The organism is Streptacidiphilus carbonis (genome assembly GCF_000787775.1).
Taxonomy (GTDB): Bacteria; Actinomycetota; Actinomycetes; order Streptomycetales; family Streptomycetaceae; genus Streptacidiphilus; species Streptacidiphilus carbonis.
Genome location: NZ_BBPM01000019.1, coordinates 61,556 through 85,800 on the forward strand (window position 1 = coordinate 61,556; position 24,245 = coordinate 85,800).

Genomic DNA, 24,245 nt, shown 5'->3' on the forward strand with positions numbered 1-24,245 from the left:
TGCGCACCCCCTCCGGGCCAACTCTACGGCTCAGGGCTGACGGCAGGGAGGCGATGGAAGCACAAGTCAGAAGCTCAAAGTGCGCGAATGCCCCAGTGGTGGGCGACCCGCTCGCCCGGCTCCAGCCGCACCACGTCCTCGCCGGTGGCGAAGGCGTTGGGCGGGCAGCTCATCGGCTCGACCGCGACGCCCGCGCGCCGGTACGCGCCGGGAAGGCCGTCGGCCGAGTACACCTGCAGCCAGCCGATCTCCGGGCCGACCCAGAGCTCCACCCCGCGCCCGCTGCCGCTGCCCCCGCTGCCGCTCCCGGTTCCGCCGCCCCCGCCGGTCAGCCGGACCGTGGCGCGTCCGTCCGGGTCGCGCCGCAGTCCGGTGAAGGCGGTGTCCAGCTTGGTGGCGCCGATCGCCCGGGCCTTGCGGAAGTCGTAGTCCGTCCCCGCCACGTCCTCGCGGCCGGTCGGGATCATGCGCTCGTCGACCGGGATCCAGGTGTCGGCCGGCAGTTCCAGCACCGCTTCGTCCAGGCTGCCGGGGCCGAGGCCCAGGGTCAGGTAGGGGTGCGCGCCGATGCCGTACGGGGCGGCGCTCGGCCCGGCGTTGCGGGCCGCGACCTCGACGCTCAGGCCGTCCTCGCCCAGCGAGTAACTGGCCGTCAGTTCCAGGATGTGCGGGTAGCCGTGCATCGGGTAGAGCCGCAGCCCGAAGCGGACCGAGGCGGTGTCCTCGGCCACCACCCGCCAGGGCAGCCAGCGGACGAAGCCGTGGCTGGCGTTGTGGGTGGCCGGCTCGCTGATGTCGAGCTGCTGGTCACGGCCGTCGAAGGAGTACTTCCCGTCCCGCACCCGGTTGGGCCACGGCACCAGCAGCTGCCCCGCGCCGCCGGGCGGCATCTGGTCGGACGGGTACTTCACGACCAGCGGACGTCCGCGGTGGCTGAGACCTCTCAGGCCCGCTCCCACAACGGTGAGCACCGCGCGGTAGTCGCCGTACTCGATCACCTGCTGGGGACCGGTCGGGGAGAGGGATTCGACGTGCTCGCTGCGGGTCTTCTCAGCCATGGACACATCGTTGCACGAACAGCCGTGGAACAGTGGCCCCAATGGTCATGGACAGCCCCATGACTGCTAGCCTCATCCATCATTCGTCATGTGTTCGATCGCCGGGGGATTTGACTTCAGTCGGACGCGACAGCAGACGCGGACTGACGAGACACGCGCATTGGGGGCAGTCCGCCATGTCGTTACTGCCCCGCTACTCGGATTCAGGGCAGGGGCACTGCGGTGGCAGCAAGGCACAGTCGGAAGAAATCTCGAATAGGCGCCGGAGTCGGCGTCGCACTGGCGGCAGCAGCGCTGGTGGTGGGAGCGGTCGCGGAAGCGGCGCCCACGAAGCCCGCGCCCGGAGCGGTCGACGCGTCGTCGGCCGCCCTGGCGACCTCGGCCGGGAGCACGCTGCAGGACGACTTCGCAGCGGCGGCGGCCGAGTTCAAGGTGCCGGAGAGCGTCCTCCTGGCCGTCTCGTACCAGGAGACCCAGTGGGAGTCGCACCAGGGTCAGCCGAGCACCACGGGCAACTACAACGTCATGGGGCTCACCCAGGTCGCTGAGTCGACGGCGGCGCCGCTCACGGTCGCCCAGGTCGCGGCCGAGGAGGACGAGGCGGGCGACGGCAGCAAGCCGCGCACGCCGAGCGCGGCGCTGATGGCGCTGGTGAACGACAGGTCCGCGAGCAAGTCCCCGGCGCTGCACACGCTGGACACCGCGGCCGGGCTGATCCACCAGCCCGCCACGGCGCTGCGCGGCGACAGCAGGCAGAGCATCCGCGGCGGGGCCGCGCTGCTGGCCTCGTACCAGAGCAAGCTGAAGCACCCGCTGTCCGGGGACCCGGCCGACTGGTTCGGCGCGGTCGCCGCCTACTCGCAGGCCTCGGACCAGAAGGCCGCCACCGGCTTCGCCGACCAGGTCTTCCTGACCATCCACAGCGGTGCCTCCCGCACCACGGCGGACAACCAGACGGTGGCGCTGGCCGCCAGCCCGGCCGTGACCGTGCCGGCTGCCGCGACCGGCACCCAGCAGACCAGCGGGCTGGGTCTGCGCGCGGCGGCCGTGGGCGCCTCCGCCACTGCGGCGACCGAGTGCCCGACCACGGTCACCTGCACCTTCGTTCCGGCCGACGCCAACAACTACTACGCCGGCAACCGTCCCACCGACGGCAACGGCATCACCACGATCGTGCTGCACACGACCGAGGGCCCCACCACGGCCGGGGCGATCGCCGAGCTGCAGGCCTCGGGCAACAGCACGCACTACATCGTCGACGCCAACGGCACGGTGACCCAGATGGTGTCCCTCGAGGACGCCGCAATCCACGCCGCCAACAAGTCGATCAACCTCCACTCGGTGGGCATCGAGAACGTCGGCTTCGCCGGTGGCGGCAGCGCCGCCGGCAACACCGCCGGCACCTGGATCGCCCAGCCGCAGTACCTGACCGACGCGGCGCTGGTGAGCTATGTCGCGGCGAAGTACAACATCCCGCTGGACCGGGACCACATCCTGGGCCACGACGACGCCGCCTACGCACTGAACAGCACGGTGGGTTCCCAGCACTGGGACCCGGGGGCGTACTTCGACTGGAGCTACTTCCTCAGCCTGCTGGGCGCCCCCCCGGCCGGCAGCGGCACCCTGGTCAAGGGCGGCACGGTCACCATCGCCCCGGCCTACAGCAGCACCGGAGCCCCGGCGCTGACCGGTTGCGACACCAGCGGCGGGGGCGGCAGTGACGCCTGCCCGGCGCACGCCGCCAACTTCGTCTACCTCTACAAGGGCGCTTCGACCGGCTCCGGTCTGATCAACGACTCGCTGCTGACCGCGACCGGCATGGCCAGCGGCACCACCGAGATCGCCGACGTCAGCGACAAGGCCGTCTACGGCCAGAGCTTCGTCGTCGCCGACATCAGCGGTGACTGGACCGCCGTCTGGTACGGCGGGCAGAAGGCCTGGTTCTACAACCCCAACGGCAGCAACACGGTCGCCAACACCCATCCGGGCCAGCTCATCGTCCAGCCCAGCGGCAGTGCGTCGGTGCCGGTGTACGGGCGCTACTACCCCGAGGCCTCCGACTACACGGGGGCGGTGGCCTACCTGGCGGACCCGACCAAGTGCCCCAACCAGGTCGTCGCCCCGCTGTCGTACACCATCCCGGTCGGTCAGGCCTATGTCGCCGAGGCAGCGGTGAGCGGTGACTACTACGCCGACACCGACACCTCCAGCGCCACCTGCCCGGCGCCCGCTGCGAACACCGAGATCATCTCGCAGACCAAGTACTACCCGATCCGCTACAACCACCGGATCGCGTACGTGAAGGCCTCCGACGTCCAGGTGGTCACCGCGGCCGCGCCGCCCAAGGGCACCTTCGTCCCGAGCGGCCCGACCCGCGCACTGGACACCCGGACCACCATCGGCGGGGCGCAGGCCCCGGTCGTGGCGGGCAAGCCGCGGGTGCTGCAGATCGCCGGGGCCGACGGGATCCCCTCGACCGGGGTCACCGCCGTGGTCATGAACGTCACCGCGGTCAGGCCGACCAGTGCCTCGTTCGTCACGGTCTACCCGGACGGGGTGGCGCAGCCCGCCACCTCGAACCTCAACCTCACGGCCGGCGCGGTGATGCCGAACCTCGCGGTGGTCCCGGTGGTGGACGGCAAGGTGGACTTCGCCGTCAACGCCGGCTCCGTCGACCTGGTGGCCGACATCACCGGCTACTACTCGACCACGGCCACGAACGGCTCGACCTTCTCCAGCGCCGGTCCGGTCCGGGCGATGGACACCCGGGACGGCACCGGTGTCCCCAAGGCCCGGGTCGCCGCGGGCGGCACGGTGAAGCTCAAGGTCGCCGGCGCGAACGGGCTCCCGTCGACCGGAGTGACCGCGGTGGTCATGAACGTCACGGCGGTCGGGCCCAGCACGACCGGCGTGGTGACGGTGTACCCGGACGGGATCACCCGGCCGACCGCCTCCAATCTGAACTTCGCCGCCGGCCAGACCATCCCCAACCTGGTCATCGTCCCGGTGGGGGCGAACGGTGTGGTGGACTTCTACAACTACGCCGGGACGGTCGACCTGGTGGCCGACATCACCGGCTACTTCACCCAGGGGTCCGGCGCCTCGTACGTCACCGCCGGTCCGAAGCGGGTGATGGACACCCGGGACGGCACCGGTGTCCCCAAGGCCCGGGTCGCCGCGGGCGGCACGGTGAAGCTGACGGTCGCCGGAGTGAACGGGCTGCCGTCGACCGGGGTGACCGCGGTGGTCATGAACGTCACGGCGGTCGGGCCCAGCACGGCCGGCGTGGTGACGGTGTACCCGGACGGGATCACCCGGCCGACCGCCTCCAACCTGAACTTCGTCGCCGGCCAGACCATCCCCAACCTGGTGGTGGTGCCGGTGAGGAACGGTGTGGTGGACTTCTACAACTACGCCGGGACGGTCGACCTGGTGGCCGACATCACCGGGTACTTCACCTCCTAGCGACCGCTCCCGCAGGCACTGCGGAAGCACTCCGGACGCCGCTGCCCCCGCGACCCTGGTCGCGGGGGCAGCGGCGTCCTCCGGATCCCTATCGAGCGTTCTGCTCGGCGGCCGGACGGTCTTTGCGCCCGGCTCACATCACACCCGCCCTCCCTGGACAGAACACGCTACTGGCGATTAACTTAACGTTCGTTCGACCAGTCGGACCTGTCAGGCTCAGGAGAGGAGCGCCATCGTGCGCCGCACCGTATTCACCGAGGACCACGAGGCGTTCCGGGACACCATCCGCGACTTCATCACCAAGGAGGTCGTACCGGTCTACCCCGAGTGGGAGCAGGCCGGACGGGCTCCCAAGGAGTTCTACCGGAAGCTCGGCGAGCTGGGTGTCTTCGGCATCGAGGTGCCGGAGGAGTTCGGCGGCGCCGGCATGCACGGCTTCAAGTACCAGGCGATCGTCACCGAGGAGTGCGCCCGGGCCGGCGTCAGCTTCGGCGGCTCCGGGGTGCACACCGGGCTGTGCCTGCCGTACCTGATGGAGTACGGCAGCGACGAGCAGAAGAAGCGCTGGCTGCCCAAGTTCGTCTCCGGCGAGATGATGACCGCCATCGCCATGACCGAGCCGGGCACCGGCTCCGACCTGGCCGGGATGACCACCAACGCCAAGCTCTCCGAGGACGGCACCCACTACGTCCTCAACGGCGCCAAGACCTTCATCACCGGCGGTGTCCAGGCCGACCTGATGCTGGTCGTCGCCCGCACCTCCCCGGCCACCCCGGAGAACCGCCGCACCGGCCTCTCCATCCTCTGCGTCGACACCACCAGCGAGGGCTACACCGTCGGCCGCAAGCTGGACAAGATCGGCCTGCGCACCTCGGACACCGCCGAGCTGTCCTTCGTCGACGTCAAGGTGCCGGTCGAGAACCTGCTGGGCGAGGAGGGCAAGGGCTTCTTCTACCTGGCCCACAACCTGGTGCAGGAGCGCCTGGCCATCGCCGTCGGCGCCTACGCCGCCGCCCGCGCCGCGGTGGACCTGGCCGTCTCCTACACCAAGGACCGCAAGGTCTTCGGGCAGTCGGTGTCCGAGTTCCAGAACACCAAGTTCGAGATCGCCGCGTGCGAGGCCGAGGTCGACGCGGCCCAGGCGGTCGTGGACCGCGCGCTGGAGCAGTTCGAGACCGGCGACCTGACCGCCTCGGACGTGGCCAAGGCCAAGCTGTTCACCACCGAGGTCTGCTCCCGGGTGGTCGACCGCTGCCTGCAGCTGCACGGCGGCTACGGCTACATCCTGGAGTACCCGATCGCCCGCCTCTACGCGGACAACCGGGTGTTCCGCATCTACGGCGGCACCAGCGAGGTCATGAAGCTCGTGATCGCCAAGTCGCTCGGCCTGTAGGACCCCACCCCGGTCCGCAGCGTCGGCGCACCCCCACCCCCGGCACGGGCGGAGTCCTTCCGTCCGTGCCGGGGTTTTCCGTGTGCGGTTTTCCGTGAGCGCTGGGGCGCGCCTCCCGTTGTCTTGGGGAGTAAACAGGACAATAGGTGCATATCTCCCACGGCAGCTCTGCTCGGCGGGCCGCCCGACAGGAAGGTCGCACCCATGGAGAGCGCTGGCTCCGGCACTTCCCGTCCACTGCCGCTCCGCAGTCCCTGCCTGGTGCTCACGGTCGGCCTGGTGCTCGCCGCGGCGGCGGGGTGCAGCAGCGGCTCGTCCAAGGACGCCTCCAACGGGTGGAAGAGCGGCGGCACCGCCAGTGCGGCGGCGAGCGGTGCCGCCGGGACCGGCGCCGGCAGCGACCTGCAGACGGACTATCAGAACACCGTCAAGGCCGTCCTCCCCTCCGTCGTCCAGATCACCGCAGGTGAGAGCCTCGGCTCCGGCATCGTCTACGACCACAGGGGCGACATCGTCACCAATGCCCATGTCATCGGCACCGGGCGCAGCTTCAAGGTCACCCTCGCCGACAGCTCCGCCACCCTGGACGCGACGCTGGTCTACTCCTACCCGGCCAGCGACCTCGCGGTGATCAAGCTGACCAACCCGCCCTCCGACATCAGGCCGGCCGCCTTCGTGGACAGCAGCAAGGTCGACGTCGGCCAGATCGTGCTGGCCATGGGCAATCCGCTGGGCCTGGAGAGCAGCGTCACCCAGGGCATCGTGTCGGCCGTCGGGCGCACCGTGTCGGAGCCCGCGACCGCGGAATCGCAGGGCGCGACCATCCCCAACATGGTGCAGACCTCGGCGGCGATCAACCCGGGCAACAGCGGGGGCGCGCTGGTCAACCTGGCGGACCAGGTGGTCGGTATCAACACCCTGGCGGCGACGTCCGGCGAGAGCGGCGCCCAGGCGCCGGGCATCGGCTTCGCCATCCCGGCCTCGGCGGTGGTCAGCCTCGCCGACCAGATGATCAAGAACGGCAAGGTCACCAACTCGGGCCGGGCCGCGCTCGGGATCACCTCGCGCACGGTGCTCACCAGCGGCGGCGACACCGAGACCGGGGCCGGCGTGGTCTCGGTGACCAGTGGCGGTCCGGCCGACAAGGCGGGCATCAAGGCCGGGGACGTGATCACCAAGATCGGCGGCACCGCAGTCGCCAGCTCCAACGAGCTGAGCGAGGTGCTGGCCGGGCTGCAGCCGGGGCTGCAGGTCCAGGTCACCTTTGTACGCGACGGCGCGACCAGGACCGCGTCCGTCACCCTCGGCACCCTGGCCGCCCCGTGAGCGCCGAACCCCCTGGGCGCGGCAGCCCGGGGCAACGCACCCCCGGGCAACGCACCCCCGGGCGCCGTGCCCCCGGGCAACGCACCCCCGGGCAACGCACCCCCGGGCACCGCGCCCTCTGAGCCCAACCGCCCCGCCGCCCCGCGTATGTGCTGCCTGTCTGCGCGGGGCGGGGAAGCGTCCCGCTGCACTGCGGAGCAGCGGGACGCTTCCACGTACCGGTCCCGGACCGGGTTGCTGCACGACTCCTGACGGATCGTCAGATCGGCGCTAGCCTGGCGGGCATGGAGAGCTTCCCCTGGATCATTTCGGTGGACGACCACACCGTCGAGCCGCCCGACGTCTGGCAGGACCGCCTGCCCGCCAAGTACCGCGGGACCGGCCCGCGCATCGTCCGAGCCCCGCTCGCCGAGATGACCTTCGTCGGGGGACGCTTCGCCCCGAGGATGGGGGCGCCCGGCAGCGAGGGCACCATCGCCGACTGGTGGGTCTACGAGGACCTGCACCGCCCGCTGACCAGGCTGGACACCGCCGTCGGCTACCCCAGGGAGGAGGTGCGGCTGGAGGCGATCACGTTTCAGCAGATGCGTCCGGGTTCGTTCTCGATACCCGAGCGGCTGGAGGACATGGACGTCAACCACGTCCAGTCGGCGCTCTGCTTCCCGACCTTCCCGCGCTTCTGCGGCCAGACCTTCACCGAGGCCAAGGACCACGAGCTGGGCCTGCTGTGCGTGCGCGCCTACAACGACTGGATGGTCGAGGAGTGGTGCGGGCCGGCGGCCCGGGGCCGGATGATCCCGCTGGGGATCGTGCCGCTGTGGGACGCCGGGCTGGCGGCGGCGGAGGTCCGCCGCAACGCGGCCCGCGGCGTGCGGGCGGTCTGCTTCAGCGAGATACCGCCGCACCTGGGGCTGCCCAGCATCCACACCGACGCCTGGGACCCGTTCCTGCGCGCCTGCGAGGAGACCGGCACGGTCATCGCCATGCACATCGGCTCCTCCTCCCGGATGCCGTCCACCTCGGCGGACGCGCCCCCGGCCGTCGGCTCCACCATCACCTTCGCCAACTGCTGCTTCTCGATGGTGGACTGGCTGATGAGCGGCAAGTTCGACCGGTTCCCCGGGCTGAACATCATGTACGCCGAGGGCCAGATCGGCTGGATCCCCTACATCCTGGCCCGGGCCGACGTGGTGTGGGAGGAGAACGCGGCCTGGGGCGGCGTCGCCGACAAGGTGCTGACCCGCCCCAGCGAGCTGTTCGCCGAGCACATCTACGGCTGCTTCTTCGACGACCCGCACGGGGTCAGGAACCTGGACGCGATCGGCGCCGCCAACGTCCTCTACGAGACCGACTACCCGCACTCGGACTCGACCTGGCCCAGGAGCCGCGAGGTTGCCGAGTCGCAGATGGGCCATCTGGAGGCGGACGTGGTGGAGCAGCTGGTGCGCGGCAATGCCATCCGGCTGCTGGACCTGACGCCCGAGGGACTGTGGAAGGGGGCCACCGGTGTCTGACGCCGCCGCGCCCGCTCCCTCGAATACTCCCGCGAATACCCCCCCGAACAGCCCCGCGCCCACTCCTTCGTACGGCGTCCAGCTGCCGGTCCAGTCGCAGAGCACGATCTACTGCGAACCCTGGGAGACCCGGGCCGGACCGGCCGAACTGGCCCGGGCCGCGCAGGCGGCCGACCGCCTGGGCTTCGACTACGTCGCGGTCTGCGACCACGTCGCCATCCCCGAGCGGCTGGCCGGCCCGATGGGCGCGACCTGGTACGACCCGGTGTCCACGCTCGGCTGGCTGGCCGCGCTGACCACCCGGACCCGGCTGATGTCGCATGTCGCGGTGCTGCCGCTGCGGCACCCGCTGCTGTCGGCCAAGCAGTACGCCACCCTGGACCTGCTCAGCGGCGGCCGGCTGGTGCTGGGCGTGGGTGCGGGCCATGTCCCGGAGGAGTTCGAGGCGCTGGGCGTGGACTTCCACCAGCGCGGCGCGATCCTGGACGAGACCCTGGTGGCCCTGGACGCCGCACTGCGCGAGGAGTACCCGGAGCACCCGGGCCCGCGCTTCCCGTTCAGCGGTCTGGCCGTCAGCCCGCGTCCGGTGCAGCGTCCGCGCCCGCCGCTGTGGGTGGGCGGCTCCTCGCCGCGCGCGGTGCGCCGGGCGGTGCTGCTGGGCGAGGGCTGGCTGTCACAGGGTGACGCGGCCGACGCGCTGCCCGCCCAGCTGGAGCTGATCCGCGCCACCAGGGAGCAGGCCGGTCGTAGCGGCCCCTTCGCGGTCAATGTCATCCCGCCGGCGCTGTTCGTCGGCGAGCCGGACTGGGAGATCGGACGGCGCTCGGTCAGCGGCAAGCCCGAGCAGCTGGCGGAGACGCTCCGGGCCTATGTCGCCGTGGGCGCCACCCATCTGCAGCTGCGCCCGCGCAGCCGCAGCGCCGACGAGTACCTGGAGCAGTTGGAGCGGATCGCGGCCGAGGTCGTCCCGCTGATCTGACGCGACGGATCTGACGTTTCGGATCTGACGCGACGTCAAGCGCCTTGTACCTATGCACTTCCTACCTTCCCATCGAGAGTTGGAGTCAGCATGCCTTCGTCGCAGGGAGCCAGGCTCGCGGGCCGGACCGTACTCATCACCGGAGCCGCCCGGGGCCAGGGCGAGCAGGAGGCCCGGCTGTTCGCCGCCGAGGGCGCGCAGGTGGTGGTCGCCGACGTGCTGGACGACCTCGGCGAGGCGCTGGCCAAGGAGCTGGGCCAGCAGTTCGGCGACGGCCGGGTGCGCTACCAGCACCTGGACGTCAGCAGTGAGGACGACTGGGCGGCGGCGGTGCAGGCCTGCACCGATGCGTACGGGCGGCTGGACGGGCTGGTCAACAACGCCGGCATCCTGCGGCTCAACGAGCTGGTCAGCACCCCGCTGCAGGAGTACCTGACGGTGGTGCGGGTGAACCAGGTCGGCTGCTTCCTGGGGATGCGGGCGGCGGCCCCGCTGATCGAGGCGGCCGGCGGCGGCTCCATCGTCAACACCGCCTCCTACACCGCGCAGGCCGGGATGGCGATGCTCACCTCGTACGCGGCCACCAAGGGCGCCATCCTCAGCATGACCAGGGTGGCCGCGCTGGAGCTGGCGCCCAAGGGGATCCGGGTGAACGCCATCTGCCCCGGCTCGGTGGACACCCCGATGGCCAACCCGGCCAATGTCTTCGTCGGCGACAGCGGGGAGCCGATGATGAGCGCCGAGGACGGGGCCGCGATCGCGGCGGCCACCGCCGAGCTCTACGGGCGGGTGATCCCGCTGGGCCGGATCGGCCGGGCCGACGAGATCGCCAAGCTGGCGCTCTTCCTGACCTCGGAGGACTCCTCCTACATCACCGGTCAGCCGGTCATCGTCGACGGCGGCTGGCTGGCCGGTGTGTCGATCGACTGACGGGGCAACCGGTGGACCGGGTTGACGGGCAGCCGTCCCTTGACTGCTCGTGCTCCCGCTGAAAGAGTCGAACCCGTATCTGATGGGCCGTCAGATTTATTGAGGGACAGTCACATCGGCAGGACCACATCGACAGGACGGTGAACCGATGGAGTTCGGCATCTTCATCCAGGGCTACGTACCCAGGAGTCGTTCCCTGGCCGACCCACTGGCCGAGCACCACGCCCTGATGGAGGAGATGGACTACGTCGTCCAGGCGGACCGGGCCGGCTTCAAGTACGCCTGGCTCACCGAGCACCACTTCCTGGAGGAGTACTCCCACCTGTCCGCCAACGACGTGGCCATCGGCTACCTCACCCACGCCACCTCGCGGATCCACCTGGGCTCGGGCATCTTCAACCCGCTGGCCAAGGTCAACCACCCGGTCAAGGTCGCCGAGCGGGTCGCCATGCTGGACCACCTCAGCGGCAACCGCTTCGAGTTCGGCAGCGGCCGGGGCGCCGGCAGCCACGAGATCCTCGGCTTCATGCCGGACCTTGCCTCCATGGACGACACCAAGGAGATCTGGGAGGAGACCATCGGGGAGTTCCCCAAGATGTGGCTCCAGGACGAGTACCAGGGCTTCCAGGGCAAGCACTGGTCGCTGCCCCCGCGGAAGGTGCTCCCCAAGCCGTTCGGCCCCGCGCACCCGGCCATGTGGTACGCGGCCGGCAGCCCCTCCTCGTACGCGATGGCCGCCCGCAAGGGGCTGGGCGTGCTGGGTTTCAGCGTGCAGAAGGTCTCCGACATGGAGTGGGTGGTCGACTCCTACAAGAACGCGGTCAGGGACGCCGAGCCGATCGGCGCCTTCGTCAACGACAACGTGATGGTGACCTCGACCGCGATCTGCGCCGAGACCGGCCGGGAGGCGCGCCGGATCGCGGTGGAGGGCGGGCTCAACTACCTGCAGTCGCTGCTGTTCCGCTACCACGACACCTTCCCCAGGATCGAGGGCATCCCGGTCTGGCCGGAGCTGATCCCCGAGTACACCGAGGAGCTCGTCGACCTGCTGATCGACGAGGAGCTGCTCATCTGCGGCGATCCGGACGAGGTGCTGGCGCAGTGCAAGCGCTGGGAGTCGGCCGGGGCGGACCAACTGGTGTTCGGCCTGCCCATCGGCATCCCGCCGGAGGCCACCGCGACGACCATCAGGCTGATCGGCGAGCACGTCATCCCGAAGATCGACACCGATCCGGTGCACCGCACCACCCGCTTCCGCCAGGCCGCAGGTTCGTGACCCTGCCCTGACGGCGACGACCGGGCGGGTACGGGGGAGCGGCGGCCTGCGACCCCGTACCCGCCCCGCTCCTTCCGATCACCCGCTGCTTCCGATCACCCGCTCCTTCGACGCACCGCTCCTTCGACAACTTGCTCTCTGGAGGGACCCGACCATGCTCGACCACCTCATCCAGGGCGCCACGCTGGTGGACGGCACCGGCACGCCCTCCCGTACCGCCGACGTCGGGATCCGGGCCGGACGGATCGTCAGCATCGAGGCGGCGGGCGCCGGTTCGGCCGGGTCCGCGGCCTCGGTGGAGGACGCCACCGGCCTGATCCTCAGCCCCGGCTTCGTCGACCCGCACACCCACTACGACGCCCAGCTGTTCTGGGACCCGTACGCCACCCCCTCGCTGGGCCACGGCGTCACCACCGTCGCGGGCGGCAACTGCGGCTTCACCCTGGCGCCGCTCAACCCGGACCGCCCCGAGGACGCCGACTACACCCGGCGGATGATGTGCAGGGTCGAGGGCATGTCGTTGGCGGCCCTGGAGGAGGGCGTGCCCTGGGGTTGGTCCAGCTTCGGCGAGTACCTGGCGGCGCTGGACGGGCACACCGCCGTCAACGCGGGCTTCATGGTGGGCCACTGCGCGCTGCGCCGCCATGTGATGGGGCCGGACGCGATCGGCGGGCAGCCGGCGCCGGAGCAGCTGGAGGCGATGGTCATGCTGCTGCGGCGGTCCATGGCCGAAGGCGCCTGGGGCCTGTCCACCACCCAGTCCTCCACCCACTCGGACGGCGACGGCAAACCGGTCGCCTCCCGGCACGCCGGGCGCGAGGAGCTGCTGGCGCTCAGCCGGGCGGTGGGGGAGTTCGAGGGCACCCAGATCGAGGCCATCGTGGCCGGCTGCCTGGACCAGTTCAGCGACGACGAGATCGCGCTCTTCGTCGACATGTCGGCGGCCGCCGGGCGGCCGCTCAACTGGAACGTCCTCACCATCGACGCCGCCGTCCCGGAGCGGGTGCCGAGGCAGCTGCTGGCCTCGTCCAGGGCCCGCGCGGCGGGCGGCCGCATCATCGCTCTGACCATGCCCATCCTGACCCCGATGAACATGAGCCTGGGCACCTTCTGTGCGCTCAACCTGATCCCCGGCTGGGGCGAGGTCCTGGGCCTGCCGGTCCCCGAGCGGATCGCCAGGCTGGCCGACCCCGAGGTCCGCGCCGAGATGCTGCGCCGTGCCAACAGTCCTGAGGCCGGGGTGTTCCGCCGGCTCGCCGACTTCGGACGGTATGTCATCGGCGACACCTACTCGGCCGGGAACGACGGCCTGAGCGGACGGGTGGTCCGCGACATCGCCGCCGAACGCGGCCAGGACCCCTTCGCCACGCTGGTGCAGATCTGCTCGGCGGACCAGCTGCGCACCGTGCTGTGGCCGATGCCCACCGACAACGACCCCGGCAGCTGGGAGCTGCGCCGCGACACCTGGCAGCACCCGGACGTGATGCTCGGCGGCTCGGACGCCGGCGCCCACCTGGACCGGATGTGCGGCGCCCCCTACACCACCCGCTTCCTCGGCGACTGCCTGCGACGGCGCAAGCTGGTCCCGGTGGAGCAGGCGGTACGGATGCTGACCGCGGACCCGGCCGAGCTGTTCGGCCTGCGCGACCGCGGCACCGTGGCCGAGGGCAACTACGCCGACCTGGTGCTCTTCGACCCGGAGCGGATCGACGCCGGGCCCGCCACCCTGGTCCACGACCTGCCCGGGGACAGCCCCCGGCTGGACTCGCGGGCGGAGGGCGTGGTGAGCGTCCGGGTCAACGGGGTGGAGACGGTGCGGGACGACAAACTGACGGGCGCCGTGCCCGGAACGGTACTCCGCTCCGGACGCGACACCCGTACGGTGGCGACCCGCTGACGATCTGTCAGCTGGCTGTCACCCGCTGCTGCTCTTCGCTCTCTGTCTACGTCTGTCCTGCTACTTCAGCAGCCCGCGGGCCATTCCCCGCTGGACGCCGGCCAGTCCGCGCACCACCCAGGGCGTGATGAACACGACGATCAATCCGGCGGCGCAGACGCCGGCGATCTGCGGGACGCTGCTCAGGTACACGGTGTGGCCGTTGTTCTGGTAGAGCTGCAGGCCCGGCACGTTGACGTAGTGCGGGAAGACCCACTGCCACAGCGGGTAGCTGCCGTAGCCGATGCCGGCCACCCACAGCGTCACCGTGAGCGAGAAGGACAGCACGCCGAACGGCAGCATCAGCACGCTGTACAGCACCGAGCGCCACCCGGCGCCGCTCTTCAGCGCCGCCCCGATCCAGGCCATCAGCCCGGGCCGGGCCGGACGCAGCGGCGCCGGGACCGCCACGTCCAGTCCCAGCGTGGCCCGGGTCCTGGCCCGCTCCATCGCGGCCAGGCCCCGGCAGCCGACGATCAGGGCTGCCAGGACCGGCATCCCCAGGAAGGTCACCACCAGGCTCGCGCCCAGGGCGAACATGGTGACGGCGTAGGTGAAGGAGACGATGGCGACCGGCAGGTTGACCACCATGTGCAGACTCTCCCGCCAGGTACGGGAGGAGAACGGCGCGGCGAGGAAACCGGGGCGCGGCATCGGGTCCCGGTCCCCGGCCCGGCGTCCCCGCTCGCGCGGGAACCCGTCGGCGTCGTAGTCGTCGTAGTCATAGCCGCGGCCGCCACCGATCATCCTGGCTGCGCTACTGCTGCTCATCCTGTCCACACTCCCGTGTCGGCCGTGCTCGCCATGTCCCTGCTGTCCTTTGCTGTACTTCCAGACTGCCGGGAAGGCGGCGCGGCCGCGCTGGGGCAACTGGCCGTCTTGGGGTGGGGTTAACCCCACCCCGGTCGCCTCAGCGAGCGCCCGAGGAATACCTCAGCGAGCGCCCGAGGAATACCTCAGGATGTGCCTCGGGGTACCTCAGGATGCCTCGGGGTGCCTCAGGGGGTGTTGTTCCCGAGGCAGAGCACCAAGTTGTCGCTGCCGGTCTCGGTGAAGGTGACCACCGTGCCGGCAACGCCCGTGCAGACACTGTCGTCACTGCCGCTGCTGGTCTTCAGGACCTTGTAGGCGGCTTTGGGGTCGCTGCACTTGATGACGTGCACGTCCGGGTTTGTGTCCGTGCCCTTGTTCTGGACGCAGTCGCCGACCTTCGCGGTACTGGGGCTGCCGTTGAACTGGGACCAGACGACACCGCCGATGATCAGGACCACCAGGACGCCGAGGCGTATCGCCAGCTTGCCGCCGAACCTGGACGCCAGCGACCGCTTGGCCGGTGGCGGGGTCTGCCAGCCGGCGCCCTGCTGGGGCTGCTGCGCGTAGGGTGCGCCGCCGGCGGGGGCCTGGTTCGGCTGGTTCGGATACTGCTGGTTGGGATACGGCTGGGCGGGCGCGGCCGGGTAGGCCTGCTGCTGGCCCGGGGCGCCGGCCGGGGCGCCGGGCTGGGACGCCGCGTAAGGGCTGGGCTGCTGCGGCTGTGCCGGCGCCTTGGCATAGGGGTCGGGCTGCTGCTGGGCCGGCCCCCCGGCGTAGGGGTTGGGCTGCTGCTGGGCCGGTGCTCCGGCGTAGGGGTTGGGCTGCTGAGCCGGTGCTCCGGCGTAGGGGTTGTTCGGGGCCTGCCCTGGGTACTGGCCGCCGCCGGGCTGGGGGCCGTAGGAGGGAGGGGTGCTCATCGTGGTCCTCGTCTGTTCGCGTCGGAACGGTCGAGGAACTTTAGTGACGACGGGCCGTCAATGTAGGGGGTGTTGCGCAATCTTGTCCGGACGAGCCCCGGTTCCGATGGCCAATCCATCAGAAACCGGGGCAGGGCAGTCAGTTCCGGAGGAGCTGTGTCGCGAAGATCACTGCCGGTTCTTGGTCCGCCAGGGCAGTTCCACAGTGACCACGGTCGGGCCGCCGACCGGGCTGTCGACGACGAACACTCCGTCCACCGCGCGGATCCGCTCGGCCAGGCCGGCCAGGCCGCCCCCGGGCTCCTCCGTCGCGCCGCCCTTGCCGTCGTCGCGGATCTGCAGCATCAGATGGTCGCCGGAGCGCCACGCGTCGACGGTCGCGGTGCGCGCCCCCGCGTGCTTGGAGATGTTGGTGAGCAGCTCGCTGACGGTGAAGTAGGCGATGCCCTCCACCGCGGAGTCGGGGCGCGACTCCCGGTCCGCGCCGCCCGGCAGGTCCGCGTTGACGCGCACTCCGCCCGGCACCGTGCAACGGGTCGCGACCGACGACAGCGCGGCGTCCAGACCGCGGTCGGTGAGCACCGCCGGGTGTATCCCCCGGGCCAGGTCGCGCAGCTCCTGCAGGACCAGCTTCACCTCGCCGTGGGCGTCGCCGACCATCTTGGCCGCGGCCTCCGGGTCCTCCGTCAGCTTCTCCTTGGCCAGGCCGAGGTCCATGGCCAGGGCCACGAGCCGGGCCTGAGCGCCGTCGTGCAGATCGCGCTCGATCCGGCGCAGGTCGGCCGCCGCGGTGTCGACCACGGTGCCGCGGTCCTGTTCCAGCGCCTTGACCCGCTCGGTCAGGTCGGCCGGGGCGAGCAGCGAGGAGGCGAGCGCCCGGTCCACGCTGGACAGCCCGTGGGTGATCCACGGCAGCACCGGCCACAGCACGAGCAGAGCCACCAGGGTGACGGTGAAGGTGAAGATGCCCCAGGGCAGTTTGATGAAGAGGTAGAGCGCGGTCCGCCAGGCGAGGCCGTCCGAGAAGATGTCGAAGAACCGGCGCCAGCTGCTGCCGGCGTTGCGGCCGACGCCGACCGGCAGCGGTTCGGCGATGTCCTCGTCGAGCAGCGAACGCACCAGGCCGCGCTCCAGGACGCCGTAGCCCCGGATCGCGAACAGGGCGCCGGCGAGCACCCACAGGCCGACGATGGTGACCATCAGCCCGGCGCCGAGCGAGAGCCCGACCACCGTGAGCACGAAGCCCACCAGCGAGATCGGGAAGTTCACCAGCAGAAAGGCGGCCTCGCGCCACATCCGGCGGTCGAACGCGGGGCGCCCCCGCCGCGCCGGAGTCTCTTTCGGCGCTCTGACGGGATCCCGAAATGAGTCGGTCCAGGTGTCGTCGTCTCGCATGGGTCCATCCTCGGTCACAACCGGCCGCCGCAGGGGCGTCTTGCCTACGGGTCCCAGCCTGCCGTCGCGCCGGGCCGATGACGATGGGGCAGGTAGGCATGGTGACAGGGGGGATAACCCCACCACTCGTGCGATCAGGGTGGACAGAGTGCGCAGACTGGCGGCCCGTGGACCTAGACTCCCGTGCAGTAACCAACGTCATGGATGCGTAAAGGCGGTCGGAGCAGCATGGAGGCACGAGCGGCAGTCGCCGCCTCCCAGCAGTCGGGCTACTTCCACGCCTATGCCGTGGTCGGCCTGCTGGCTGTGATCGGCGTGCTGTTCGTGGCCTCGGCGTTCGGTGCCAACCAGCTGCTGCGCCCCTACGCGCCGACGCAGGAGAAGCTGCTCGCCTACGAGTGCGGGGTGGACCCGGTGGGGGAGGGCTGGGCGCAGACCCAGATCCGCTACTACGTCTACGCCTTCCTCTATGTGATCTTCGCTGTGGACGCGATCTACCTGTTTCCCTGGGCCACGGTCTTCGCAAAGCCGGGCTACGGGGCGGGCACGCTGATCGAAATGTTCGTCTTCATCGGCTTCCTCGCCGTCGGACTGCTCTACGCCTGGAAGAAGGGCGTCCTGGAATGGACGTGACCCCCACTCCCCACTCGCACGGGCACTCGCACGGGCAGGACCCGTTCGCAGGACCGGTCCCGCTGGGCATGCCCGACCCGGCCGCGCCCGGCGGCGCCGTCGAGCCGCGCCGCCTCGGCCCGCTGGCCCGGCTGGCGCCGGACCCGGTGAAGGTGGTGCTCAACTGGGGCCGCCGCTACAGCCTGTGGTGCTTCAACTTCGGCCTCGCCTGCTGCGCCATCGAGTTCATCGCCGCCTCCATGGCCAAGCACGACTTCATCCGACTCGGCGTCATCCCCTTCGCGCCCGGTCCGCGCCAGGCCGACCTCATGATCGTCTCCGGCACTGTCACGGACAAGATGGCCCCGGCCATCAAGCGCCTCTACGAGCAGATGCCCGAGCCCAAGTACGTCATCTCCTTCGGCGCCTGCTCCAATTCCGGAGGCCCCTACTGGGACTCCTACTCCGTCACCAAGGGCGTCGACCAGATCATCCCGGTCGACGTCTACGTGCCCGGCTGTCCGCCGCGTCCGGAGGCGCTGCTGCAGGGCATCCTCAAACTGCAGGAGAAGATCGCGCACGAGTCCCTCCCGGACCAGTACCCGGCCGCCCCGGTACCGGCCGCGGCCCTGAAGCGCCCCCTGCTGCCGGCCCCGGCGCCGGACGCCGCGCCGGCCGATGCCGAGGAGGGCACGGCCCAGTGACCGACGCCACCCCGCCCGAGGCCACTCCGCCCAACGGGACCCCTCCCGGGGCCGCCGCGCCCAACGGGACCCCTCCCGGGGCCGCCGCGCCCGACAGGGACCCTTCCGAGGCCACCCCAACCGGCCAGCCGGACTCCGGTGCAGTCGACCCGGTGCAGGCGACGGCGGCCGCGATCGGCCCCTGGGCCACCGCCGCCGAGGCGTTTGCGCTGCTCACCGTGGACGTCCCGGACGAGCACTGGACCGAGGCGCTGACCACGGCCCGCGACACCCTCGGGCTGTCCTACTTCGACTGGCTCAGCGCCGTCGACGAGCTGGCCGAAGGCTTCTCCGTCGTCGCCCACCTCGCCGCCGTGGGCGGTGCGGCGCGGGCCTCGGGCCCCCCGCTGCGCCACCTCCTGCTCCGCACCCGCATCCCCCGCGAGGGGGCCGTGCTGCCGACCGCCACCGGTGTCTTCGCCGGCGCCGGCTGGCACGAGCGCGAGACACACGAGATGTTCGGCATCGACTTCACCGGCCACCCCAACCCGGTCACCCTGCTCCTTCCCGACGGTTTCGAGGGCTACCCGCTCCGCAAGGAGTTCGTCCTCGCCGCCCGGGTCGCCAAAGCGTGGCCCGGGGCCAAGGAGCCGGGCGAGAGCGACCACGGCCAGGGCGGCGAGGGAGCCCCCGCTGCGCGGCGCCGGATGCTGCCGCCGGGCGTGCCCGACCCCAATGAGTGGGGACCGCTCGCCGGAACCCTGCCGCCGGTGGCCGAGCGTCCGGCCCGCGGCGCGGCCCGGGGCCCACGTGCGGGCGCCGCCGACCCGGCCGGGGGAGCTGTCGCTCCGGGCGAACGCGCGGTCCGCGCCGACCGTCCGCGCCGCAACCGCAGCGTGGGCGAGGGCTCCGCGAGCCAGTCCCCGGCCTCCCAGGACCCGGAGGCACGCGAGGCACCCGGCCCGGGGCCTGCTTCCGGCCCCGCTCCCGAGGCGCCCGCGCCGAAGCCGGAGGCACCCGCGCCGACGCCCGACGCTCCTTGGCAGTCGGTGCCGCCGCCGAAGCAGGACCCCCCGGCCGGCACCGGAACCGACCCGGACGGAACGACTGGAGCCGACGCATGACCACCGCGCTCGAAGCGCTGCTCCGCTGTGTCGCCGTGCTGGTGGTGTTCCTGACCTTCCCCCTGGTCATCGGGCAGACCGAGCACAAGGTGATGGCCCATATGCAGGGCCGGCTCGGACCCATGTACGCGGGTGGCTTCCACGGCTGGGCCCAGCTGGTCGCGGACGGGGTGAAGTTCGCACAGAAGGAGGACATCGTCCCGGCCGGCGCGGACCGACGGATCTTCCAACTTGCGCCTGCAGTCGCCCTGCTGCCGTACCTCCTGGTCCTCATCGCGATCCCGGTCGGTCCGGGCGGTTTCGTCGGGCAGGCGCTGGACGCCGGCCTGTTCTTCGTGCTCGCCGTCATGGGCATTGGTGTCCTCGGTTCGCTGATGGCCGGTTGGGCCTCCGCTAACAAGTTCTCCCTGCTCGGCGGTGTCCGCAGTGCCGCGCAGTTGCTGGCCTACGAGCTGCCGATGCTGCTCGCCGCCGCCTCGGTGGCGATGGCCGCCGGCACCGTGTCGCTCACCGGGATCCTCGGGGCGTTCCACTGGTGGTGGGTGCCCTGGCAGATCGTCGGCGGCTTCGTCTTCTTCACCTCGGGCCTGGCCGAGCTGCAGCGGCCGCCGTTCGACATGCCGGTGGCCGATTCGGAGATCATCTTCGGCGCCTACACCGAGTACACCGGGCTGCGCTTCGCGCTGTTCCTGCTCTCCGAGTACGCAGGCATCCTGGTGCTCTGCGCGCTCACCGCCGTGCTGTTCCTGGGCGGCTGGCACGGTCCGCTCTCGGCGGACCTCGGCTGGCTGTGGACCCTGCTGAAGACATTCGCCCTCGCCTTCGTGGTGATCTGGCTGCGGGTCACCTATCCGCGGCTGCGTGAGGACCAGCTGATGCGCTTCGCCTGGACCTTCCTGATCCCGCTCGCCCTCGCCCAGCTCGCCCTCACCGGCATCGTCAAGGTGGTGATCTCCTAGTGCCGCCCCTCCCTTCCGGCTCCGTCGGTCCCACCGGCCACACCGAGCACACCGGACACACCGGCCAATCGCACCAGCGTGGCTCGGGCCACTCCGGCCGCTCCGGCGGCTCCGGCGGTTTCCCCGGTCGCGGCCTGGCCAAGGGGCTGGCCGTCACGCTGCGCACGATGACCCGACGCAGCGTCACCGACCAGTACCCCGACGCACAGCCCGAGCTGCCGCCCCGCTCCCGCGGCGTCATCGCGCTGCTGGAGGAGAACTGCACGGTCTGCATGCTCTGCGCCCGGGAGTGCCCCGACTGGTGCATCTACATCGACTCCCACAAGGAGACGCTGCCCGCGGCCGAGCCCAACGCCAGGGCCCGCACCCGCAATGTGCTGGACCGCTTCGCCATCGACTTCTCGCTCTGCATGTACTGCGGTATCTGCATTGAGGTCTGTCCTTTCGACGCGCTGTTCTGGTCTCCGGAGTTCGAGTACGCGGAGACGGACATCCTCGAGCTCACCCATGAGCGGGAGAAGCTCCGCGAGTGGATGTGGACCGTTCCCCCGCCGCCCGCGCTGGACCCCGCCGCCGAGGAGCCCAAGGAGATCGCCGCCGCCCGCAAGGCCGCCGACAAACTCGCCGCCGCCGATGCTGCTGCCGAGGCCGCAGCCGCAGCTGCGCAGGAGTCGGCCGGCACCACCCCTCCGCCCGGGGGAGAGGAGCCCGCCCCGTGACCGCCGCGCTGGCCGCATCGCTGAGCTCCCAGGGCCACTCCTTCCTGTCACCCACCGGTGTCGAGATCGTCTTCGTGCTGGTCGGCCTGGCCGTCCTGGGTGCTGCCGTGCTCACCGTCAGCACCAGCCAACTGGTGCACGCCGCGCTCTGGCTGGTGGTGGCCCTCGGCGGCCTGGCCATCGAGTACCTGCTGCTCACCGCCGAGTTCATCGCCTGGGTCCAGGTGCTGATCTACCTGGGTTCGGTCGTCGTCCTGGTGCTCTTCGGGCTGATGCTCACCAGGGCCCCGATCGGACGCTCGCCGGACGCCGACTCGGGCAACCGCTGGGTCGCCCTGGGCTTGGCGGTGGTCGCCGCGGGCACCCTGGTCACCCTGGTCGTCGACGCCTTCCGCTGCACCTGGATGGACCTCCCGGCCAGCGGCAGCACCTCGGTCAACGGCAGTACCCAGGCCAACGGCGAGGTGCTCTTCCGCTACTGGGTGCTGCCCTTCGAGGCCCTGTCGGTACTTCTGCTCGCCGCCCTGGTCGGCGCCATCGTGCTCTCCCGCCGCCACCGAGAGGAGGGCTGACCCCGATGCATCTCGCCTATCCCGCGGTACTGGCCGCCCTGCTGTTCTGCGTCGGCCTGTACGGCGTACTCGCCCGGCGCAACGCCGTGCTGATGCTGATGTCCGTCGAGCTCATGCTCAACGCCGTCAACCTCAACCTGGTGGCCTTCGACGTCTGGCTGCGGGACACCCTGCACGCCGGCCAGGCACTGACCCTCTTCACCATCACCATCGCCGCCGCCGAGATCGGCCTCGGCCTGGCCATCGTCCTCATGGTGTTCCGCACCCAGGGCACCGCCGACATCGACCGGCTCCGCGAACTCTCGGAGCCGCCCGCCGACGGCCTGCCACCGGGCCCGACCGGTGCCGAGGCCGGGCCGGACGATTCTGACACCGCATCACCCGCATCACCCGCATCACCTGCATCGCTGACGGGCTCCGCCCAGGGGAAGGCCGGCGCCGTATGACCCTCACCCTGGCAGTGCTCGTTCCCCTGCTCCCCTTCCTCGGCGCCCTGGCCGGACTCGCGGCCGGACGTCGGATCCCCGGGCTGATCGCTCCGCTCGCCGTGTTGCCCACCCTCGCCTCCGCCGCCCTGGCCGTCGCGGTGGCCTGCGACCTCGGCACCGGCCGCCACCTGGACGCCGCCACCCGGCTCACCCCCACCGGCGGCATCCCCATCGACCTCGCGGTGCACCTGGACGGCTTCTCGACCCTGCTCGCCGTCCTGGTCGGCGTCGTGGCCGGCTGTGTGCAGATCTACTCCACCTCCTATCTGCGCGACGACCCGCGCTACTCGTCGTATGCGGCGCTGGTGTCGCTGTTCACCGCCGCGATGTTCCTGGTGCTGTACTCGGGCGACCTGATCGTCCTGCTGGTGGGCTGGGAGGTGATGGGCATCTGCTCCTACTTCCTGGTCGGCCACCACTGGGAGCGGGACGACGCCCGCTCCGCCTCGATCAAGGCGTTCCTGGTCACCAAGCTCGGTGACATCCCCTTCCTGTTCGGCATCTTCGCCCTCGCCGCCGATGCCGGGACCTTCCGGATCAGCGGAGTCCTCGCAGCCGCCGCGAACGGGCAGTTGCACCACCCGACCCTGATCGCGCTGCTGCTGCTCTGCGGCGTCGCCGGGAAGTCCGCCCAGTTCCCGCTGCACACCTGGCTCCCGGACGCGATGGCCGGCCCGACCCCGGTGTCCGCGCTGATCCACGCGGCGACCATGGTCGCCGCCGGCATCTACCTGGTGGCCCGGCTGCTCCCGGTATTCCTGCTCTCATCGGCCGCCCTGATCGTGCTCGGCGTGATGGCCGCGGTCACCATGGTGGGCTCGGCCCTCTGCGCCCTGGCCCAGGACGACATCAAGCGGGTGCTCGCCTACTCCACCGTCGGCCAGCTCGGCTACATGGCCGGCGCCCTCGCCACCGGGGACCGCGACGCCGCCGTCTTCCACCTGCTCACCCATGGCGCCTTCAAGGCGCTGCTCTTCCTGGCCGCCGGCGTGGTCATCCATGCCGCGCACACCAACTCGCTGACCGCCATGTCCCGCATGCCCGACCTGCGCCGGCGGGTGCCCGACGCCTACTGGACCATGGCCATCGGCCTGCTGGCCCTGGCCGGCATCCCTCCCTTCTCCGGCTTCTTCAGCAAGGAGTCGGTCCTCACCGCCGCCGAGCGCGCCGCCCATGGCGAGGCCCTCACCGGCGGCCTCGCCCCCGCCACCGCGGTTCCCGGCGCCGTCGGCTGGATCGTCCTGGTCGCCGGCCTCCTGACCGGCCTGCTGACCGCCATGTACGCCACCCGGCTCTGGCTGGTGGCCTTCCGTACCCCAGGCGCCGCACAGCCCGCCGCTGCGCTGCCCGCTACCGCGCAGCCGGGTACCGCTCCGGTGAGCGCGGAACCCAACGCGATGCGCTGGCCACTGTGGCTGCTCGCCGTTCCCGCCGTAGCGCTCGGCCTGGTCGGACTGCACAGCAGCTGGCTCCCCTCCTTCCTGGACGGCGTCTCGCTCACCCCCTCGGGCAGCACCGCGATCCTCGGCACCTGTGTCGCGCTGGCCGGAGTGCTGGTCTCCTACGCCGCCTGGCGCCGGGCCACCGCGCTGGTCCTGGACGCCGCGACCGCGTCCCCGCGGCGCGCCGCCCATGAACTCGACGAGTCCACCCGCCCGCAGGGCACGGCAGCCGAGCCGCGCGAGATCACCGCCGACCTCGCCACCGTCCCCGGCCGCAGCTTCGCCGAGGCCCTCGCGGACGCCGACAGCGCCGCCCTCGCCGCGAGCACCGGGCACGCCCCGGACCCGGCCCGACTCCTGCTCGGACCGCTGATGGGCCCCGCCGCCAACGGCTTCGGCCTCGACCGCCTCTATGCCGCCGTCCTCGTCCGCCCGGTCCTGGCCGCCGCCGGACTGGTGCGCTTCCTGGACCGCGAGGTCATCGAGACCTACCTGGCCGGTGCCGCGGGGGCCCCGAAGCTGCTCGGAGCCGCCGTCCGCAAGGCCCAGAACGGCAACGCCCAGACCTATCTGAGCGCCCTGGTCGCCGGCGCCGTGGTCCTCGCCGTACTGGTGGCGGTGGCCCAGTGAACGGAAGCCGAGTG

General features: G+C 71.2%; 20 protein-coding genes. 16 read left to right on the forward strand and 4 right to left on the reverse strand.

What is annotated here, in order from left to right:
• Window positions 1-74 precede the first annotated feature (74 nt).
• On the reverse strand, window positions 75-1,058 hold the full coding sequence (locus TR46_RS17170) for an aldose 1-epimerase family protein (RefSeq protein ID WP_042401456.1): 984 nt from the start codon (window positions 1,056-1,058) through the stop codon (window positions 75-77).
• A gap of 222 nt (window positions 1,059-1,280) precedes the next feature.
• Here TR46_RS17170 and TR46_RS38040 point away from each other — a divergent pair, with 222 nt between their 5' ends.
• From TR46_RS38040 to TR46_RS17210, 8 genes are all read left to right on the forward strand, one after another.
• On the forward strand, window positions 1,281-4,523 hold the full coding sequence (locus TR46_RS38040) for an N-acetylmuramoyl-L-alanine amidase (protein WP_161790149.1): 3,243 nt from the start codon (window positions 1,281-1,283) through the stop codon (window positions 4,521-4,523).
• Between the two features lie 235 nt (window positions 4,524-4,758).
• Window positions 4,759-5,916: an acyl-CoA dehydrogenase family protein gene (locus TR46_RS17180; RefSeq protein ID WP_042401457.1), complete on the forward strand. Its 1,158-nt coding sequence runs from the start codon at window positions 4,759-4,761 to the stop codon at window positions 5,914-5,916.
• A gap of 204 nt (window positions 5,917-6,120) precedes the next feature.
• Window positions 6,121-7,242 (forward strand): S1C family serine protease, encoded by a 1,122-nt coding sequence (locus TR46_RS17185; protein WP_084718618.1) that lies wholly within the window; start codon window positions 6,121-6,123, stop codon window positions 7,240-7,242.
• Window positions 7,243-7,526: 284 nt separating this feature from the next.
• Window positions 7,527-8,756, forward strand: a complete 1,230-nt coding sequence (locus TR46_RS17190; RefSeq protein ID WP_042401460.1) for an amidohydrolase family protein — start codon at window positions 7,527-7,529, stop codon at window positions 8,754-8,756.
• Window positions 8,749-9,735, forward strand: coding sequence for a TIGR03619 family F420-dependent LLM class oxidoreductase (locus tag TR46_RS17195; protein ID WP_084718620.1), 987 nt, complete (start codon window positions 8,749-8,751; stop codon window positions 9,733-9,735). Before TR46_RS17190 ends, TR46_RS17195 begins: the two co-directional genes overlap by 8 nt.
• Before the next feature lie 90 nt (window positions 9,736-9,825).
• Window positions 9,826-10,665: an SDR family NAD(P)-dependent oxidoreductase gene (locus tag TR46_RS17200; RefSeq protein WP_042401461.1), complete on the forward strand. Its 840-nt coding sequence runs from the start codon at window positions 9,826-9,828 to the stop codon at window positions 10,663-10,665.
• A 148-nt stretch (window positions 10,666-10,813) separates the two neighbouring features.
• Entirely contained in the window at window positions 10,814-11,941 is a 1,128-nt protein-coding gene (locus tag TR46_RS17205; RefSeq protein ID WP_042401465.1) for an LLM class flavin-dependent oxidoreductase, read from the forward strand.
• A gap of 154 nt (window positions 11,942-12,095) precedes the next feature.
• Window positions 12,096-13,838 (forward strand): N-acyl-D-amino-acid deacylase family protein, encoded by a 1,743-nt coding sequence (locus tag TR46_RS17210; protein WP_042401468.1) that lies wholly within the window; start codon window positions 12,096-12,098, stop codon window positions 13,836-13,838.
• A gap of 60 nt (window positions 13,839-13,898) precedes the next feature.
• Here TR46_RS17210 and TR46_RS17215 read toward each other — a convergent pair whose 3' ends face one another.
• The 3 genes from TR46_RS17215 to TR46_RS17225 all read right to left on the reverse strand — a co-directional run bounded on the left by TR46_RS17215 (window position 13,899) and on the right by TR46_RS17225 (window position 17,002).
• Window positions 13,899-14,648: a sensor domain-containing protein gene (locus TR46_RS17215; protein ID WP_084718622.1), complete on the reverse strand. Its 750-nt coding sequence runs from the start codon at window positions 14,646-14,648 to the stop codon at window positions 13,899-13,901.
• A gap of 227 nt (window positions 14,649-14,875) precedes the next feature.
• Window positions 14,876-15,607 carry an LppU/SCO3897 family protein gene (locus tag TR46_RS38045; protein WP_052432882.1) on the reverse strand — a complete coding sequence of 244 codons (732 nt, stop codon included), beginning with the start codon at window positions 15,605-15,607 and terminating at the stop codon, window positions 14,876-14,878.
• A gap of 168 nt (window positions 15,608-15,775) precedes the next feature.
• Window positions 15,776-17,002: a sensor histidine kinase gene (locus TR46_RS17225; RefSeq protein ID WP_042401471.1), complete on the reverse strand. Its 1,227-nt coding sequence runs from the start codon at window positions 17,000-17,002 to the stop codon at window positions 15,776-15,778.
• A gap of 228 nt (window positions 17,003-17,230) precedes the next feature.
• Between TR46_RS17225 and TR46_RS17230 the strand changes: the two genes are divergently transcribed.
• From TR46_RS17230 to TR46_RS17265, 8 genes are all read left to right on the forward strand, one after another.
• A complete protein-coding gene (locus tag TR46_RS17230; RefSeq protein ID WP_236655364.1) occupies window positions 17,231-17,635 on the forward strand; it encodes an NADH-quinone oxidoreductase subunit A in 405 nt (134 codons plus the stop codon).
• Window positions 17,626-18,318: an NADH-quinone oxidoreductase subunit B gene (locus tag TR46_RS17235; protein WP_042401474.1), complete on the forward strand. Its 693-nt coding sequence runs from the start codon at window positions 17,626-17,628 to the stop codon at window positions 18,316-18,318. Before TR46_RS17230 ends, TR46_RS17235 begins: the two co-directional genes overlap by 10 nt.
• Window positions 18,315-19,421 (forward strand): NADH-quinone oxidoreductase subunit C, encoded by a 1,107-nt coding sequence (locus TR46_RS17240; protein WP_052432883.1) that lies wholly within the window; start codon window positions 18,315-18,317, stop codon window positions 19,419-19,421. The genes TR46_RS17235 and TR46_RS17240 overlap by 4 nt, the downstream gene beginning before the upstream one ends.
• The gene (locus TR46_RS17245) at window positions 19,418-20,380 is read left to right on the forward strand and encodes a complex I subunit 1/NuoH family protein (protein WP_042401476.1); all 963 of its coding nucleotides are present in this window, start codon (window positions 19,418-19,420) and stop codon (window positions 20,378-20,380) included. Before TR46_RS17240 ends, TR46_RS17245 begins: the two co-directional genes overlap by 4 nt.
• 167 nt (window positions 20,381-20,547) lie before the next feature.
• A complete protein-coding gene (locus TR46_RS17250) occupies window positions 20,548-21,099 on the forward strand; it encodes a 4Fe-4S binding protein (RefSeq protein WP_042401636.1) in 552 nt (183 codons plus the stop codon).
• Window positions 21,096-21,671: an NADH-quinone oxidoreductase subunit J family protein gene (locus TR46_RS17255; protein WP_042401478.1), complete on the forward strand. Its 576-nt coding sequence runs from the start codon at window positions 21,096-21,098 to the stop codon at window positions 21,669-21,671. Before TR46_RS17250 ends, TR46_RS17255 begins: the two co-directional genes overlap by 4 nt.
• Window positions 21,672-21,676: 5 nt before the next feature.
• The gene (gene nuoK, locus TR46_RS17260) at window positions 21,677-22,117 is read left to right on the forward strand and encodes an NADH-quinone oxidoreductase subunit NuoK (protein WP_042401481.1); all 441 of its coding nucleotides are present in this window, start codon (window positions 21,677-21,679) and stop codon (window positions 22,115-22,117) included.
• Window positions 22,114-24,231 carry an NADH-quinone oxidoreductase subunit 5 family protein gene (locus TR46_RS17265; RefSeq protein WP_042401484.1) on the forward strand — a complete coding sequence of 706 codons (2,118 nt, stop codon included), beginning with the start codon at window positions 22,114-22,116 and terminating at the stop codon, window positions 24,229-24,231. Before nuoK ends, TR46_RS17265 begins: the two co-directional genes overlap by 4 nt.
• Window positions 24,232-24,245: the final 14 nt, after the last annotated feature.

Coding starts and splice junctions, on each gene's coding strand:
- TR46_RS17205 (WP_042401465.1), top strand. CDS start 10,814: ATGGAGTTCGGCATCTTCATCCAGGGCTACGTACCCAGGAGTCGTTCC.
- TR46_RS17215 (WP_084718622.1), bottom strand. CDS start 14,648: ATGAGCAGCAGTAGCGCAGCCAGGATGATCGGTGGCGGCCGCGGCTAT.
- TR46_RS17190 (WP_042401460.1), top strand. CDS start 7,527: ATGGAGAGCTTCCCCTGGATCATTTCGGTGGACGACCACACCGTCGAG.
- TR46_RS17235 (WP_042401474.1), top strand. CDS start 17,626: ATGGACGTGACCCCCACTCCCCACTCGCACGGGCACTCGCACGGGCAG.
- TR46_RS17250 (WP_042401636.1), top strand. CDS start 20,548: ATGACCCGACGCAGCGTCACCGACCAGTACCCCGACGCACAGCCCGAG.
- TR46_RS17230 (WP_236655364.1), top strand. CDS start 17,231: ATGGAGGCACGAGCGGCAGTCGCCGCCTCCCAGCAGTCGGGCTACTTC.
- TR46_RS17245 (WP_042401476.1), top strand. CDS start 19,418: ATGACCACCGCGCTCGAAGCGCTGCTCCGCTGTGTCGCCGTGCTGGTG.
- TR46_RS17265 (WP_042401484.1), top strand. CDS start 22,114: ATGACCCTCACCCTGGCAGTGCTCGTTCCCCTGCTCCCCTTCCTCGGC.
- TR46_RS17200 (WP_042401461.1), top strand. CDS start 9,826: ATGCCTTCGTCGCAGGGAGCCAGGCTCGCGGGCCGGACCGTACTCATC.
- TR46_RS17170 (WP_042401456.1), bottom strand. CDS start 1,058: ATGGCTGAGAAGACCCGCAGCGAGCACGTCGAATCCCTCTCCCCGACC.
- TR46_RS17225 (WP_042401471.1), bottom strand. CDS start 17,002: ATGCGAGACGACGACACCTGGACCGACTCATTTCGGGATCCCGTCAGA.
- nuoK (WP_042401481.1), top strand. CDS start 21,677: ATGCATCTCGCCTATCCCGCGGTACTGGCCGCCCTGCTGTTCTGCGTC.
- TR46_RS17210 (WP_042401468.1), top strand. CDS start 12,096: ATGCTCGACCACCTCATCCAGGGCGCCACGCTGGTGGACGGCACCGGC.
- TR46_RS17185 (WP_084718618.1), top strand. CDS start 6,121: ATGGAGAGCGCTGGCTCCGGCACTTCCCGTCCACTGCCGCTCCGCAGT.
- TR46_RS38045 (WP_052432882.1), bottom strand. CDS start 15,607: ATGAGCACCCCTCCCTCCTACGGCCCCCAGCCCGGCGGCGGCCAGTAC.